This is a genomic window from Microcystis sp. LEGE 00066 (genome assembly GCF_015207925.1).
In the GTDB taxonomy this organism is placed as follows: Bacteria; Cyanobacteriota; Cyanobacteriia; order Cyanobacteriales; family Microcystaceae; genus Microcystis; species Microcystis ichthyoblabe_A.
On the sequence record NZ_JADEVX010000041.1, the window covers coordinates 1 to 14,904 of the forward strand.

A 14,904-nucleotide genomic window follows, 5' to 3' on the forward strand; every position below is an offset into this window, starting at 1 on the left:
TCCTTTTTAATTCCCGTGATATTGTGCTTTGATGACATCCGAGCCAGACGGCCATTTGCCGTTGAGATAAATTTCCCTCCTGACTAAGTTGGTAGAGCCAGTTTCTTTGTTCTATGTTAAGATGTTGGGAGCTTCGTTTTTGGGTCTGATTTGTTTTTGTTAATGATCAGACAGTACCTGATGAGCCTTTCTTTGTCAACTCTTGAGGTTGATGCGTTTCATTTTTGAATTGGCGGCGTTTCATTTTTGAATTGGCGCATTTAAAATATCTCCTTCTTTTAATTGTTCGAGTATATTCTCGGCTAGTCTTTTCGTATAGGTTCGTTTCTTGGCGACAAAATCTAACTCTTCACTAAAGGGTTTTCGACAATTATCGCACTTAAATTGACGACGATTAACCTGTAGGTACACTGGTTGACCTGAGATTGGTAAATCTTTGACTAAATGTCGATGATTTTGGTGGAGTTTATCGCTCTCTAACCCACAACGAGGACAGATTGCTTTTTGATTTTTCGATTCGATTTGGCAAACTATACCGATATTTTCTAGGTGTAGATAGCCTTGAATAGACGTTCCTTTTAGGTTCAAAAATTTGTCAAGTATCATAAGTAAAATACTCTGGTTTTTGGCTATTATATCAAATCTTAACTCGATTGTCTATCTTTTGATATTAACTTGTTTGTGCCGTAAGTGTCTCCCTGTATAGATTTCAGCTACTTTTAGGCGTAGGTACTCTCATCGAATTTTATTTTAAGTTAATTATTTGCATAACAATTCCCGAAGAGCCACAGATTTTACAGGAGCCACCTTAAAAAGTACCAATTTTAATCAGGCAATCTTGAATAAAACAATTTTTAAACAAGCAATTAAATTGGAATTAGCCCGCCCCGGCAATACCTTATTAGCCAATCCCCAGGTTAGAGAATTTTTGATTGATTGCCGCACCGGAGCCGGAAAAGACTTTGCCAGAGCCAATTTACGGGGGGCATATCTGGAGGGGGCAAACCTGCAAGCTGCCAACTTGCGCCTCGCCGATATCAGTGAAGCCAGCTTGCAATACGCCAACCTTGCGGGGGCAAACCTCACCGAAGTCAACGCCGTCAATGCCGATTTGCGCCATGCTACTCTGACGGGTGCTTGCGTGGAAAATTGGAATATTGATGCCACCACCCAACTGGATGAGGTGGACTGTCAGTATATTTACCTGCTTAATGGGCAGAAAGAGCGCCGCCCCAGCAGTGGCGAATTTCAACCCGGCGAATTTACTAAATTGTTTGCCGAAATGTTCGACACCGTTGACCTGATTTTCCGCAATGGGGTAGATTGGAAAGCTTTCATCGCCGCCTTAAAAGAAGTGCAAGTGCAGAATGAAAATACGCCGCTTCAGGTGCAGAGCATTGCCAATAAAGGAGATGGCGTGATAGTGGTAAAAGTCCATGTACCGTCCGACACTGATAAAGAGAAAATTCATCAAGAATTTAACCAAAATTATCAACTACAACTCGCAGCCATCGAAGCCCAATATAAGGCACAACTCACCGCCAAAGAGACGGAAATTGCCATCTATCGCCAACAAAGTGTTGATATGATGGAAATTACCAAAACCCTCGCCAACCGTCCCATTAATGTAGAAGCAAAAGCCATGAGCAACAGTAACGACAGTTCCCGAAATATTACCATCCGCGATATTAATAATTCTGCCGTCAATTTCGGCGAAATCATCGGCGATGTAACCAATACCATTAACCAAATTGCAGCCGATGCTTCCCCAGAAAATGCCCAACTTAAAGCCTTACTGCAAGAACTAACCCAGGCGATTGAAATTGACAGCCATTTAGATGAAGAAGAAAAAGCCGAAGCCGCCAATCAAGTGAAAAAGATTGCCCAAGCTAGTCAAAATCCTGATGATGCCGGATTGCAAAAGAAAGCCCAACGAGCGGTTAATTTTCTTGGCTCTTCGGTTTGTGTTATGCAATGAATGGAGGTTATAAGAGATGGAACCCTTATAGAGAAAGACATTTGGCGATTTTTGTCAATTGTTTTTGATCTAGAGCGAACTAATCAATTAAATCTCTTGCCAGATAAGGATTTAGTCGATTTATGCCCCCCTATCGAACCATACCAAGTAACGAAGAACCATTTTCTTGAAACAATTGCTAAAGCTTTGGAACCTGCCAGCAAACTTGCCCAAGCCTGTCAAAAAGCCTTACCGATAATTTTGGGAATATTAGGCTTCTGATAGGTTTGTAGTTTCGCTTTAGCGCAGTTCTAGTTAGGGCTATAGCATCGACTTGCCGCACTTTTTTTTAGTCCAAACTTGCGCCATTTCTAACATATTAGTAACTCCAATAAAGAATCATCCTCAAGATAACAAATCAAGCGCAATTGTCGATGATAGGTGAGATTCTATCACTTGATGACCCAGGCTAACCGGTCGAGCATTTCCCTCTACTGGCGCGCAATAACGGGGAATTGGGCTAGAAACGAGGCTAATATGACGGTCACTCACCGCTAATCCATGGGTAGGATCATAACCTTTCCAGCCGCCCCCCGGCAAATACACCTCTACCCAAGCGTGTAAATGTCTTTCTTCTTGGTCTAAATCTCCTTCTTGATAGCCACTGACAAAACGGGAAGCCAATCCCACACAGCGACACACATCCATAAATAAAACCACAAAATCGCGACAGGAACCCTGCTTATTTTTCCAAGTGTTTCCGGGTAGATAGGGTTCCCCGTTAAGACGAATAATTTGCTGACAATTTCGGTAAATTTTGTCATTAAGATTAAACAGGAAAGATAGCACATGTCCCTCGGTTTCCTGCATAACTTCCTGGGCTAGTGCTGCCACATCGGGGTCATTATTTAACCCATAAAATTGTCTGTAGGGTTGTAATTGGCTGTGGAGGGAAATGGGATAATCAAAGGGTAGACAGGTCGCCCAAGGTTCCAATAAATACTGGAAAGGATTAACCCCATGGGTTTCCACTTCACTCACCACATCAATCAATAATTCTTCCGTCGGTTGATTAAACCAAATTTGTAAACAAGAATTGCCATCGAGGTCGATAATATTAGTTATTGTTAAAGGTTCTGGGTTAATTTTGAGCGTGAACTCTCGCAAAGTTTGCCCACCATCGGATTTTGGTCGCAAGCGCAGCAGATGGGGTGATAAAATCACGGGTTGATTATATAAATAGTTAGTTTGATGCCGAATGTGATAACGCATTAAGTTGTTAATTGGGATTGATATTGAAAGTTATTTACTGGCAGAGGTGAGGCAAGTTCGGGATTAAAAACAAAGAAAGTTTCTGTCATTTTTATCCCCACATCATTAACTCTTTTTTGAATATGGTCGAGGAATTCATGCAATCCCATCTCAATAACATCCTCGATAGTTAGATAACTCATTTCGGCACAAAGTCGCCCTAAACTTCTTTCTACTGAATTGCCCCAAGTTCCTATAGGAGTCCCTGTAACTTGATGCAGACAGTGGTCTAATTCCCGCAGACAAAAGTGAATTGAACGAGGAAATTCTCGGTTAAGAATTAAAAATTCAGCCACGTCACTAGGAGTAATCCGTCGTTGACATTTACGATACATTTCGTAGGCACTGACCGACCGCAGTAAAGCAATCCATTGAATTTGGTCTAGAGAAGTTCCCACCCATTGGGCGGAAGGCAAGAGATAATAGTATTTAACATCAAGAATTCTGGCGGTTTTATCGGCGCGTTCCTGTAATCTTCCCATAACGCCAAAATGCCAACCTTCATTATGAGTCATCGTTGCATCCATTACCCCCGCAAAACGGTGACTAGCCAATTTAACTTGAGTAAAAAAGTTAGGTAAAGTAGTTTGAGGATGGTAAGAGGAAGCATCTTTTACCATCAAGAAAAAACCATTAACCTGTTCCCACATTTCCGAAGAAATAATCTCGCGAACTGACCGAGCATTTTCTCGCGCCCAGCGCAAACAAGAGATAATTGAACTACTATATTCCGTGTCAAATGTCAAGAAATTGATCACATTTTCTGCGGTGGCTGTGCCGTAACGTTTCTTGAATTGTTCTAAATCTCCCGTGGTTAAAACCAAAGGTTCCCACTGTTGCAAAACACTGGTGGGAATATCTAACATTAAATTAAGGTTAACATCCATAAACCGGGCGACATTTTCTGCCCGTTCAATATAGCGATTTAACCAATAAATTGAATCAGCAACTCTACTAAGCATAATTAACTGGGAAAAAGTGAAAAGGTTAGGGTGGATTGGGCGAAAATAATTTATGCACTCGACTCATGATTTAATTTTGGCCGTAACCCACCAAAATTTTGATTATTGTCCTGATTACTTGGTTAAAACCCAAGTATCTTTACTGCCACCACCTTGAGAGGAATTAACCACTAAAGAACCCTTTTTCAAAGCCACGCGAGTTAACCCCCCGGGATGCACATAAATTTCATCGCCCCGATGGAGAATATAGGGACGTAAATCCACATGACGACCTTCAACTTCCGTGTCAATTAAAGTGGGAACCCTAGAAAGACTTAACACCGGTTGAGCGATATAATTGCGGGGATTAGCGGCAATGCGTGGGGCAAATTCTTCTCGTTCTTTCGAGGTAGTTTGAGAACCGACTAACATCCCATAACCTCCCGACTCATTAGCGGCTTTCACAACTAACTTATCGAGATTATTTAAGACATAATCTAAGTCCTTTTCTCGCCAACAAAGATAGGTAGGAACGTTATTTAAAATCGCTTCTTCTCCCAGATAATAACGAATCATATCGGGGACAAAAGCATAAATAACCTTATCATCGGCGACTCCCGTACCCGGAGCATTAGCTAAAGCGACGCGGCCTTCCTGAAAAACTTTTAATAATCCGGGTACACCTAACATCGAATCGGGACGAAAAACCGCCGGATCTAAAAAGTCATCATCGAGGCGACGATATACCACATCTACCCTTCTTAATCCCTTGGTGGTTTTCATTTGTAGATAACCATCAAAGACGACTAAATCACGCCCTTCCACTAATTCTACCCCCATTTGTTGGGCGATAAAAGAATGTTCAAAGTAGGCAGAATTATAGGTTCCGGGGGTTAAAACTACTACGGTGGGATTAGGTAATTGGGCTGGGGCTAAATTAAGGAGAGTTTCCAACAGATGGGAAGGATAATCATCCACCGGTTTAACATTCATTGTCTGGAAAATATCGGGGAAAGTGCTTTTCATTACCCGACGATTTTCGAGGACATAAGAAATACCGGAAGGAACCCGCAAATTATCCTCTAAAACGTACCATTGACCATCTTTATCGCGGACTAAATCGGTTCCCGTGATGTGACACCAGATACCTCCGGCGGGTTTCAGTCCCAGACAGGGTTTCAGAAATCCCGTCGCCGAGGCGATTAATTCGGGGGGAATAATGCCATCTTTAATGATTAACTGGTCATTGTAGATATCGGAGAGAAAAAGATTGAGAGCTTTGATGCGTTGTTTCAGTCCTCTTTCCAAATAATCCCAGTCCTCAGCCGAGACAATTCGGGGAATAATATCAAAAGGAAAGATTTTTTCTACCCCTTGATTGTCGCTATAGACATTGAAAGTCACCCCCAATTCAAACAGGGCCGACTGAGCGGTTTCCCGGTGTTGTTGAAGTTCTCGAGGCGGCAGATTCTGCAACCATTTGATTAAAGGGGACGAGTGGGGACGAGGTTGACCATCATCCAAGAATAGTTCGTCGTAGAAGCCTTCGGGATCGTAGGTATTTAATAGCACGCTGACCTCATTTCATACCGATACTTTTTTGCTAACATACATTAACAATGCACTCTAAGAGAGTCTCTTAAAGAGGGGGTATCTCCCAAAGCACGAAGAAAAATTCCTCGTGCGCCATTAATATCTCTATCCATCGTCTTGCCATCAATCTTGGATTTAATGACTTTTTTTCCACCTAAGTTATGTATTAATTCACCAGTCCAGCTAACTGTTTTCGACGTATAGGCTTCACAGCAGTCTATTACTAATTTACCCATCTCAAAAGCCTTATGCTTGAGAAATTGCTTAAATCGGTAATGAGACCAGTTAAGCATCTGTCTAACAGATTTTGAGCGAATCTTCCTGCTATTTTTTAGAACCATTTCTGACACTTCAAAAGTAGGCAAAAGAATCACATCAAAGTTATCAACTAGGAATCTAGCAACTTGATGATGAAGTTCATCTACTAAATTCCTGATTTTATTTCTTAGTCGATTAGCTGCTTTTCGATAACGGTTTCTGGTTTTAGCATTAACTTTGGTAGAACGAGAAATTAAATCATCAAGGTGATAGCATAATCGTTGGATTTTACCTATATCCTGACTCCCGATTGAGCCAAAACTATTAGGCGAGAATAGTGCCAGAAAATCTCTAACACCGGGGTCTAGGGCGACAATGCGTCCTTGGTTATCGGATTCGCATCGTTGCACCTCATGGGGAATAGCTAAATAGTATTGTCCATTTCTGGATACTAATCGGCTATCCCCAAAATTGTCGGGCAGTGATTCGGTGAAGCGTATTTGCCCTAATTTTGTGTGATATATTCCTTTTTCTGAAATGGCTGACTTAGGAATATAACATGATTGCTGTTTATCTTTACGGGAACGGAATTTTACTTTCTGGATTTCCCCAGTTTTTTGATATTTTCTTTGAGCATTTTGAACGGCTTCACAAGAGTCTTTGACTGCTATTGATTTAATCTGGTAGGGGACTTCTTTAGCCCATTCTGGTAAATCATTAATGATTCCGGTCTTGATAGCCTTCCAATTAGCTTTTCTATCTGGTTCCTGTAGATATTTAATGGTTTGGTTGAAGACAAACCGAGATACTCCCCACCAGTGTTTCATCAGTTTCTTCTGTTCTGTTGTTGGATAAATCCGTACTTTCTTTGATTTTTTGAGCGTACTTCCTGAGTCTGGACATTCGGCAAGAGAAGATGTGAAGTATTTATAACAAGTCTGCTGTAAGTTCTGATTCGGGACTGTGAACAGTTTGGTCGAGAACCAAGATTTTGCCACCGTTTTGTTCGACCATGTACTGTATAAGCTCGAATCTAAATCGGCATAATCTGTCCAGTGTGGACATAACAATTGTGAGTTTATTTCCCCACAATAATCTGTCCAGTATGGCTCTAAGTCTTTTTCTTTGGAAGTTAAGCCCACTATCGAGGTCTTTGATGATTTCTGCCTCTGGATAGAATCCGCGCATAAAGCTGACTTGTCTCTCAAGGTCATCTCGTTGCTTGATTGAACTGACTCGGCAGTAGCAAACAAGGGAAGCTCTAGCTGCACCATTGACGTAAGACTGGACATCGTATAATCGTTGCCCTGCTTCGTTTTTGATACTTTTGATTTTCCCTTCATCGGCATATTCTCTTAATGTATTGGGATGTAATCCCCATAGCTCAACGGCTTTTCTTAGGGTCACAAACGTTCGCCTAAATAGTGGAGTATGTAGGTCAATGTGAGCAAATCAGTAACTAGCTGTCAACCTTACCTATTCCCAGTGTCGGACAATTAGCTCGATTTTTTGTAGTCTAGGAGACATTTTAAGGGAAATTTTAGGAAGTTACGTTTTTTGAGGCTGGCGATCGCCAATTGATCCCCACCGGTGGAGAAACCTGACCGGAGCGAGAATTAGCCCTGAAAACTGTGTTACATTTTTTAAAGGTCACACCTTAAATCTTTCATTTTTCTTACTGGTTACGCGATGTTTACCAAACAAGTAACGGATTCTAAAGCCTATCAATGGTTTGAGGAACGCTTAGAAATTCAAGGGATCGCTGATGATATCAGCACCAAATACGTTCCCCCCCACGTCAATATCTTCTACTGTCTGGGTGGTATCACCCTTGTGTGCTTCGTGATCCAGTTTGCCACTGGTTTCGCCATGACCTTCTACTACAAACCCACTGTAGCAGAGGCCCTCTCCTCCGTACAGTACATCATGAACGAAGTTAACTTTGGCTGGTTAATTCGTTCTATCCATCGCTGGTCCGCCAGTATGATGGTGTTAATGATGATCCTGCACGTTTTCCGCGTTTACCTGACCGGTGGATTCAAAAAACCTCGCGAATTAACCTGGGTAACTGGGGTTGTCCTGGCCGTAATAACCGTTAGCTTCGGTGTCACCGGTTACTCCTTACCCTGGGATCAGGTGGGTTACTGGGCGGTTAAAATTGTTTCCGGTGTACCTGCTGCTATTCCCGTCGTCGGTGATCAACTCGTCACCCTGATGCGCGGTAGCGAAAGCGTCGGTCAAGCAACTTTAACCCGTTTCTACAGCTTGCATACTTTTGTACTACCCTGGTCGATCGCGGTCTTCATGTTGCTACATTTCTTGATGATCCGTAAACAAGGCATTTCTGGGCCTCTATAATTCAGAAAAATATCTCTGTCGATCCGAAATCATTTTTAGGAGACATTATCCATGTCCACATTAAAAAAGCCCGATCTCAGCGATCCCGCTCTCCGCGCTAAGTTGGCTAAAGGTATGGGTCACAACTACTACGGTGAACCCGCTTGGCCCAACGATCTGCTCTATGTCTTCCCGGTGGTGATCTTTGGTACGATCGGACTCTGCACCGGTTTAGCGATTATGGATCCCACCATGATCGGTGAACCTGCCGATCCTTTCGCTACTCCCTTAGAAATTCTGCCAGAGTGGTATCTTTATCCCGTTTTCCAAATTCTCCGTATTCTTCCTAACAAACTCTTAGGTATCGCTTGCATGGCTGGCGTTCCCCTAGGCTTGATGTTAGTTCCCTTTATTGAAAGCGTCAATAAATTCCAAAATCCTTTCCGTCGTCCCGTCGCTACCGCTATCTTCCTATTTGGTACTGTGGTGACGATTTGGTTAGGTATTGGTGCCACTTTCCCCATCGATATATCTTTAACTCTCGGTTTGTTCTAAGTTACTGAACTTCACCGGTTTTTTGCCCACGCTTGTGATTCCTGACTTTGGAAGAGCGATCGTGGGCAATTTTAATTGGGGTTTGCGGCAAAAAGTTTTTCTTGGGGGCAGGGTGTGGGGTGTGGGGTGTAGGGTTTTACCGATTTTCAGGTGGTCAACTACCTAATTTTCAGGGAAAAAGTCCAGGAATTTTCCCCCTGATCACTCCCAGTCCGGTACTTTTTGATTGACAAAAAGTCTAAAAGTCTTACCCAACAAGGTTTTTAGATTTATTCAGCCAACCCTAATTGTGATTTCCTCTAACGGGTAATTTGTTGTACCAAAGCGATAACATCGCTGCGGCTGAGTTTTTCCTTACCTAAAGCTAGGACTTCGAGAGTGCCATGGGCTAAAGCGAGGGGAATCTTACAAAAATCAAGGGCTGGCCCATTAGGCAGCGATTGAGTGTAATAATCGGCTAATTTCAGATTACGACGGGCATAATCATGAATATCACTAATTGTCCAACCCTGGGGCAGAAAACTTACCCCCCGGCGCCGATCCTCGCCATGGTTGCGGGCAATATTAACCGCTTGTAAACCCCGACCAAAACCGATGGCATAACTGCGATTAGTTTGAGTGCCGTCGTACCAATTCCAGAGGTCAGACAGCAATAAACCCACGGCACCGGCCACACTAAAGGTATATTGATCTAATTCCACTTCTGTGCGAATATCCCAGTTATTCCCGGCCCAGTAGGCCATGCGATCGGCCATGGCCGCCGTGGCATCCCAAACCCGGGGGGCGATCGAATCCGGTGCTAACATTGCCCATTCGCCAATTCTCAGGGTGACTTCCGGCAAAATCTCCCGATGGACTAAGCCAAAAGTAAAATCCTCTTTGGTAGAATTTTGGGTACCTGCTTGTAAATTCAGGCTAATTTGTCTTAATATCTGGGCTTTACTGAAGTTATCTAGGTCGGGATGGTCTTCTACTTCATCGATCGCCCTCATACAGAGATAAGCTGAGGCTACTGCCTCGAGCAGACGATCCGGTAAACGACTTATGGGAATATAAAAAGTTCGACTCGTTTCTTGCAGAATCGTTAAAGCATTATCGCGCAAATTCATTCAGTCCACTCCTCACGCCAACTTAGGTAACTACGAGTTAAACCAATCAGATAGATCGGTTTAGGTGATTCCGATGTTCCTAAGACAAAGTTGCTGTCTATTGTAGTATGATTATTCAAAATTTCCCGATTATTCTCGAAAAAATCAACCATTAGGGTTTTCTTGACAATTCTTCTTTCTCGTATAGCTGAGGGACAATTACGGCAATTTTTCGAGATTACAGGCTTAAAAAGCGGTTTTTGCCCGTTTTTAAGCAGTATTTTGCGGTTTCATGGCAGGGATTGAAAGGAGGTCACTTGTAGAATTGGCCCGATCATGGCCAGAGTCATCACATCCGAGCGAATTTGACCTATAACTGTCACTTTTGCCTTTGTTTGGATTAATTCGGCGGTCGGTTCCATTAATTCGTAGGTTTGACCGTTATCGGCAATTAATGCCCAAGTTCCCGTGCCTATTTCGATTCTTTTTACCTGACCCGTTACACTAACACTCATGCTTTGATTTCCCCGATCGAGGCGATCGCAATTGCCGCCCCTGTTACGAGCATTCTATCGATATCTTTGCTCGACATTGATTGTCAATTTTGGCAGAATTTAACCCCATAAATCAGTTTTTTTTATCTAAAAAGCGATCGCTACTTCCGCCACCACCGCTAAGAGGGAGGCCACAGCCGCTAGAATTATTATTTCTCGATCGGATTGTCTCATAGCTATTTGAGTATAAATTACTAGTCCTAGTCTATATCACATCTAACCTAGAGTTAAATTGATCTAAATTATTTTATCCATAGATAAAAAGCTATAAAAGTTATCGGCAAGAAGGGAGAAATCTTTTTCTGAATTACCCTGTATTATTTGTTCAGAAACCCTAATTAAGCCGGCTCTTCGTTACTTGTTATGGTTCGATAGGGGGGCATAAATTGACTAAATCCTTATCTGGCAAGAGACTTAATTGATGAGTTCGCTCTAGATAAAAAACAATTGACAAAAATCGCCAAATGCCTTTCTACATAAGGGTTCCATCCCTTATAACCCCAGTCCATTGCATAACACAAACCGAAGAACCATTAAACCTAACTGTTAATAGCTTAATGATATGCAATAACATTAGATTCCATAGGTATAAACCAATGGGAGATATTTTCTAGTTTTTGATGGATTTGATCGAGATGATCCTGCACGGGTTGCAGGAAAGTTTCGTACTGTTGCATCTGAGTTTTTAAACGCACTAATGCCAGATTAGCATCGCGCCATTGTCGCTCCTGTTCTTCAAATTCACGAGTTTTTTGCTCTAAATCCGAGCATTGCTCATCAATAGTATCTCTGTTTTTTTGTAAATCCTCTTGTAGCTCCTTGATTTCTGCGGCTAAACGTTGACTTTCTTGGAGATTATTTTGATAACTATCCTCCAGGAGAATTAACACTGGTTCAAAGCTACATTTTTGGGCATCTTCTGGGGATAAAATTCCCTGTCTGCGTTGCAGAATTTTCAGATGTTGAGAGCAAATAGCTTGCCTTTCCCGAAGATTCCGTCTTTGTCCGAACAAAGTTTCTGCCAGCATTCCTTTTCTCTCCTGTTCCTCGGCTAATTCCGCCTCTAAATTAGCTCGCTGGGATTCATCTATTGTGGCCATTCTTGCCTCTAATTCTTCCACAGTTTGAGATTGGAGAGTTAATTCTTCCTCTTGGTCGTTGACAAAAATTTCCAAGCGATCGAGGTCTGTTTGTAAATTGTTAACTAAGCTCTCCAATTTTTCTAAAGGCATTTTTTCAAGAGCTTCTAGATCGATTTTACCATCAAAATCTAGGTCTGCTGCTTGGGCGAGACGAAGGAGCATTTGTCGAGTAGAATCAGTGGTTTGTAGGGTGAGGTTAAGGTGATCGAATAATTCCTGTTTTTGACTCAGAACAGTTTCTTGTATTTGTAGTTGTATTTTCGCTGTTTCCAAAACACTGCGACTTGTCTTTAATTCCCTGGCTCTTTGTTTGAGATGATTGAGCATTTGTTCGTTGACGACCTGGCGATTTTCTACAGCTTTTTTCTGCTCCTCTAAACTTTGCCAACAACTATTTAAAATAGTCTGTTGTCCCTGCACAGATTCAAGAGTTGAATAGAGAATTTGTGAGGGAGAATTACCCAGATCGTGATTATTGGCTAAACTCTCCGCTAGAGAGCGAATAAATTGTTGTTGTTCTGGGGAAAGATTGGGGAAGGAGTTGAAATTTATTTGTTCTTCTTCCAGGTGTCGCTGTTGCTCTATCAATTGTTGTTTTAGGTTTTCCAGTTCTTGTCTTTTGCCCTCTAAATAATCGAATTCTGCTTCTATGCGCTCAATTTGCTCAATTCTTTCCTCCATTTCCATTTTCTGGCGGTTGAGAATCTCGCTTTGATAGGTGAGGGATTGTTTCCACTGAGCGATTTTCTCTTGATCTTCCTTATTGCGTTCGATCAAACGGGAAATCTTTTGCAGTTGTCGCACGATCTCCGCTCCCGCTAATTCTGGTTTTCCTTGCAGTTGACGATTATCGCTCAAATTCACCAAGAGAAGCGCACCTTCTCCTATGGAGTTAGTTTCGTCGCAGCTTAAAATATCGTTTCCCGCTATGGCACTCCACGTCTGATCTTTATGCTGACAGGCCAATAGTTTCAATTCGGTTTTGTAACCACTGATAAAACCTCTAGTCTGTTTTTTTACTTCTGCAAGGTATAGCACGATTAGTCTTCCTGTGTGATGAAAGTTTTTGTAATTGGTTTTAGAGAGAGTTGGTGATCGAGGCTAGGAGCGGCCTGTCTATAGTTTCAGTGTACTGATCGGCTGCCAAAAAATTTTAAATTTCTATTATTCAAGTTTTTCTTTTTGAGACATACATTTGTCCTCAATTTTTCCTCTTATCCACTGGAAAATTTTAAATTTTTGAAGATTTTTAAGCACCAATTTACTGACCTAGTCTCAAAAAATTTGGCAGTCAATCTCATAAATCGGCTGATGTTTTCTGACCCCTTTTACCTCTGGCTGCAGTTTGAATAAGCTGACCACACATCTAAATTATCGTTTAAGACGGCGTGAGAGCGAGAGGCAAGGATAGAAAGCTAGACCTTTTGTACTGAAAATTGCCAAAGCTAGTTTAAATGCAGCAAAGCTTGCTGAAAAATATCTTACATAATTAGCTTATCAGATTTATTATTAGTGGCAAGAGCAAGGAAGACAGCGTTTCTTCTCAAGATGAAGTATGACGAGACTTGGCATCATCTCCAGACTAACACCTCCTCTTCCAGTATTGCCCAAGACCAGAGACTTCGTACCTCACCATTAAGATAACTGTTCTAGGTTATTCTAGACTAAAAGAAATAGCGTCTAGTGGGGGAGATTCCGAGAAATTAGGCAAGGAAGCTTCAATGAGATTGACATTCCCAGTATTTTACAATTGATTGAACTAGGACAAAGAATCGGAGAACTATTGATGACGATCTTAGTATTGGTGAAAAAGTCGAGAGTATTTTAGAAAATTCCAACTATTCCTGGGATCTTTTCCCTAAGAAGCTCTCGCTCAGGCTATAGTGATCGAAGCTGCTCTCATTCTCTGGGATATCGCCCTACCAAAACTCGACGGTTTAACCAGTCAAGGGGGGCCACTGGCAAGGGTAAAAGCCAAAATGGTGGAGGCAACCGATTATTTAAGCAAACCTTTGAGCGAAAATGAGTTATGACTGCTGGTTGAGAGGACATGAAAATCGGGTTCCACCGAACCTGTCATGTAAAACTATCAACAACTCATGCTTGTAAAGCTTGTACACTAAGGCTTTGAGTTTTTGTTAGATTGATATTTATCAACTTTAGAGCCTTGCTGTGCAGAGAGGGAGCTTGAGGAATTTTCTACAGTGTAAGTTCGGAAGAACCGAAAATCGGAGCCGATGCCTACATTGTCAAACCCTTTGAACCTATTGAGTTCATTTGCATCGTTAAACAACTGCTGCGCCGATAAAATCGCCTTCACCAGGGACAGTCTAGTCATGGTATAGGTCGAGATAGCTAAAAACGCCGCCCCAAATATTACTTAAGGCTTGCTGAATAATGGTAAAACCCTTTTAAAATAAGACTTTTGACCTGTTAAAATCCGATGTTAGTACAAGAATATAGGATTGGGACATTCAAAAACCTTGCATTATCCTTTTTATAGTACATAAGCTGGTACAAAAAAGAGGGCAACAAAGCCTGAAACGACCGGCTACTGACGACCGGCTACTAACCCCACCAACAAACTTTTTCAGCAAACCCTACTTACAGGAGAACAAAACAAATGCTTAACGATACCGATTTTTTTACTGGTGACGCTCAAAATACCGCCCCCGACACTCAGGAATTAGAAACTCCCGTCGGTGAACTGTACTTGCGATTTTATCTACCCTCTCAGGACGAGTTTGCCCTTAGTTCCGTGGGTATTCGCGAGGTGATGCAGCAACCAGTCGATCGCATTACCCCCATTCCCAATGCTTCACCCTTGCTTCTCGGCACGATCAATCTTCGGGGTCAAGTGATCTGGGTGGCGGATATCGGGCAATTTTTGGGAGATAGCAGCCCCTTAAACACCGATCGAGCCGAAATCCCTGTAATTGTGATTGAAGAACAGGAAACGATCCTCGGTTTAGCGGTGCAACGTTTGGGAGATATGAAATGGCTCGACCCAGATAAACTAGGTAGTGTCGTCAGTATTCCCGATCAGATCGCGCCATACGTGCGGGGAGAGTGGATTCTGGGCCAAGAATCAAAAAAAACCTTAAGACTACTCGATCATCTGGGCATACTCCGTTCTAGCCGTTGGGCGGCTTAAAACCTCAAAAAAAT

15 protein-coding genes and 1 pseudogene are annotated in these 14,904 nt (G+C 42.2%); 6 read left to right on the forward strand and 10 right to left on the reverse strand.

Annotated elements, in window-relative coordinates:
* Positions 1–115, reverse strand: a 115-nt coding sequence (locus IQ224_RS08005; RefSeq protein ID WP_194032814.1) for a helix-turn-helix domain-containing protein, incomplete at its 3' end; no start/stop codon positions are given.
* 143 nt (positions 116–258) lie between these two features.
* Positions 259–606, reverse strand: a pseudogene (locus IQ224_RS08010) (transposase family protein); the annotation flags it as partial.
* 157 nt (positions 607–763) lie between these two features.
* On the opposite strand from IQ224_RS08010, the gene IQ224_RS08015 reads away from it, so the two are divergent.
* Both IQ224_RS08015 and IQ224_RS08020 read left to right on the forward strand, forming a co-directional pair.
* Positions 764–1,978 carry a pentapeptide repeat-containing protein gene (locus IQ224_RS08015; protein ID WP_002747200.1) on the forward strand — a complete coding sequence of 405 codons (1,215 nt, stop codon included), beginning with the start codon at positions 764–766 and terminating at the stop codon, positions 1,976–1,978.
* Positions 1,979–2,029: 51 nt separating this feature from the next.
* Positions 2,030–2,239 carry a hypothetical protein gene (locus IQ224_RS08020; RefSeq protein WP_084990023.1) on the forward strand — a complete coding sequence of 70 codons (210 nt, stop codon included), beginning with the start codon at positions 2,030–2,032 and terminating at the stop codon, positions 2,237–2,239.
* A gap of 123 nt (positions 2,240–2,362) precedes the next feature.
* Here IQ224_RS08020 and IQ224_RS08025 read toward each other — a convergent pair whose 3' ends face one another.
* The 5 genes from IQ224_RS08025 to IQ224_RS24920 form a co-directional block, all read right to left on the reverse strand.
* The gene (locus tag IQ224_RS08025; RefSeq protein WP_002747196.1) at positions 2,363–3,229 is read right to left on the reverse strand and encodes a transglutaminase family protein; all 867 of its coding nucleotides are present in this window, start codon (positions 3,227–3,229) and stop codon (positions 2,363–2,365) included.
* The gene (locus IQ224_RS08030) at positions 3,229–4,230 is read right to left on the reverse strand and encodes an alpha-E domain-containing protein (protein ID WP_002747195.1); all 1,002 of its coding nucleotides are present in this window, start codon (positions 4,228–4,230) and stop codon (positions 3,229–3,231) included. The genes IQ224_RS08025 and IQ224_RS08030 overlap by 1 nt, the downstream gene beginning before the upstream one ends.
* A gap of 114 nt (positions 4,231–4,344) precedes the next feature.
* Positions 4,345–5,781 carry a circularly permuted type 2 ATP-grasp protein gene (locus IQ224_RS08035; RefSeq protein ID WP_002747194.1) on the reverse strand — a complete coding sequence of 479 codons (1,437 nt, stop codon included), beginning with the start codon at positions 5,779–5,781 and terminating at the stop codon, positions 4,345–4,347.
* A 41-nt stretch (positions 5,782–5,822) separates the two neighbouring features.
* Positions 5,823–7,058: an RNA-guided endonuclease InsQ/TnpB family protein gene (locus IQ224_RS08040; protein ID WP_370583137.1), complete on the reverse strand. Its 1,236-nt coding sequence runs from the start codon at positions 7,056–7,058 to the stop codon at positions 5,823–5,825.
* The gene (locus IQ224_RS24920; RefSeq protein ID WP_370583138.1) at positions 6,988–7,467 is read right to left on the reverse strand and encodes an IS607 family transposase; all 480 of its coding nucleotides are present in this window, start codon (positions 7,465–7,467) and stop codon (positions 6,988–6,990) included. The genes IQ224_RS08040 and IQ224_RS24920 overlap by 71 nt, the downstream gene beginning before the upstream one ends.
* 282 nt (positions 7,468–7,749) lie before the next feature.
* On the opposite strand from IQ224_RS24920, the gene petB reads away from it, so the two are divergent.
* Together petB and petD are read left to right on the forward strand one after the other, a co-directional pair.
* Positions 7,750–8,418 (forward strand): cytochrome b6, encoded by a 669-nt coding sequence (petB, locus tag IQ224_RS08050; RefSeq protein WP_002738970.1) that lies wholly within the window; start codon positions 7,750–7,752, stop codon positions 8,416–8,418.
* Positions 8,419–8,469: 51 nt separating this feature from the next.
* On the forward strand, positions 8,470–8,952 hold the full coding sequence (petD, locus tag IQ224_RS08055) for a cytochrome b6-f complex subunit IV (RefSeq protein WP_002738373.1): 483 nt from the start codon (positions 8,470–8,472) through the stop codon (positions 8,950–8,952).
* A gap of 299 nt (positions 8,953–9,251) precedes the next feature.
* Here petD and IQ224_RS08060 read toward each other — a convergent pair whose 3' ends face one another.
* From IQ224_RS08060 to hmpF, 3 genes are all read right to left on the reverse strand, one after another.
* Positions 9,252–10,061: a squalene/phytoene synthase family protein gene (locus IQ224_RS08060; protein ID WP_002747189.1), complete on the reverse strand. Its 810-nt coding sequence runs from the start codon at positions 10,059–10,061 to the stop codon at positions 9,252–9,254.
* Positions 10,062–10,330: 269 nt separating this feature from the next.
* Positions 10,331–10,555: a hypothetical protein gene (locus IQ224_RS08065; RefSeq protein WP_002747187.1), complete on the reverse strand. Its 225-nt coding sequence runs from the start codon at positions 10,553–10,555 to the stop codon at positions 10,331–10,333.
* A 593-nt stretch (positions 10,556–11,148) separates the two neighbouring features.
* Positions 11,149–12,774, reverse strand: coding sequence for a pilus motility taxis protein HmpF (gene hmpF, locus IQ224_RS08070; RefSeq protein ID WP_002747182.1), 1,626 nt, complete (start codon positions 12,772–12,774; stop codon positions 11,149–11,151).
* A gap of 845 nt (positions 12,775–13,619) precedes the next feature.
* Between hmpF and IQ224_RS08075 the strand changes: the two genes are divergently transcribed.
* Entirely contained in the window at positions 13,620–13,769 is a 150-nt protein-coding gene (locus IQ224_RS08075) for a hypothetical protein (protein ID WP_002747179.1), read from the forward strand.
* Between the two features lie 590 nt (positions 13,770–14,359).
* On the forward strand, positions 14,360–14,890 hold the full coding sequence (locus IQ224_RS08080) for a chemotaxis protein CheW (RefSeq protein ID WP_002747177.1): 531 nt from the start codon (positions 14,360–14,362) through the stop codon (positions 14,888–14,890).
* The last annotated feature ends 14 nt before the right edge of the window (positions 14,891–14,904 follow it).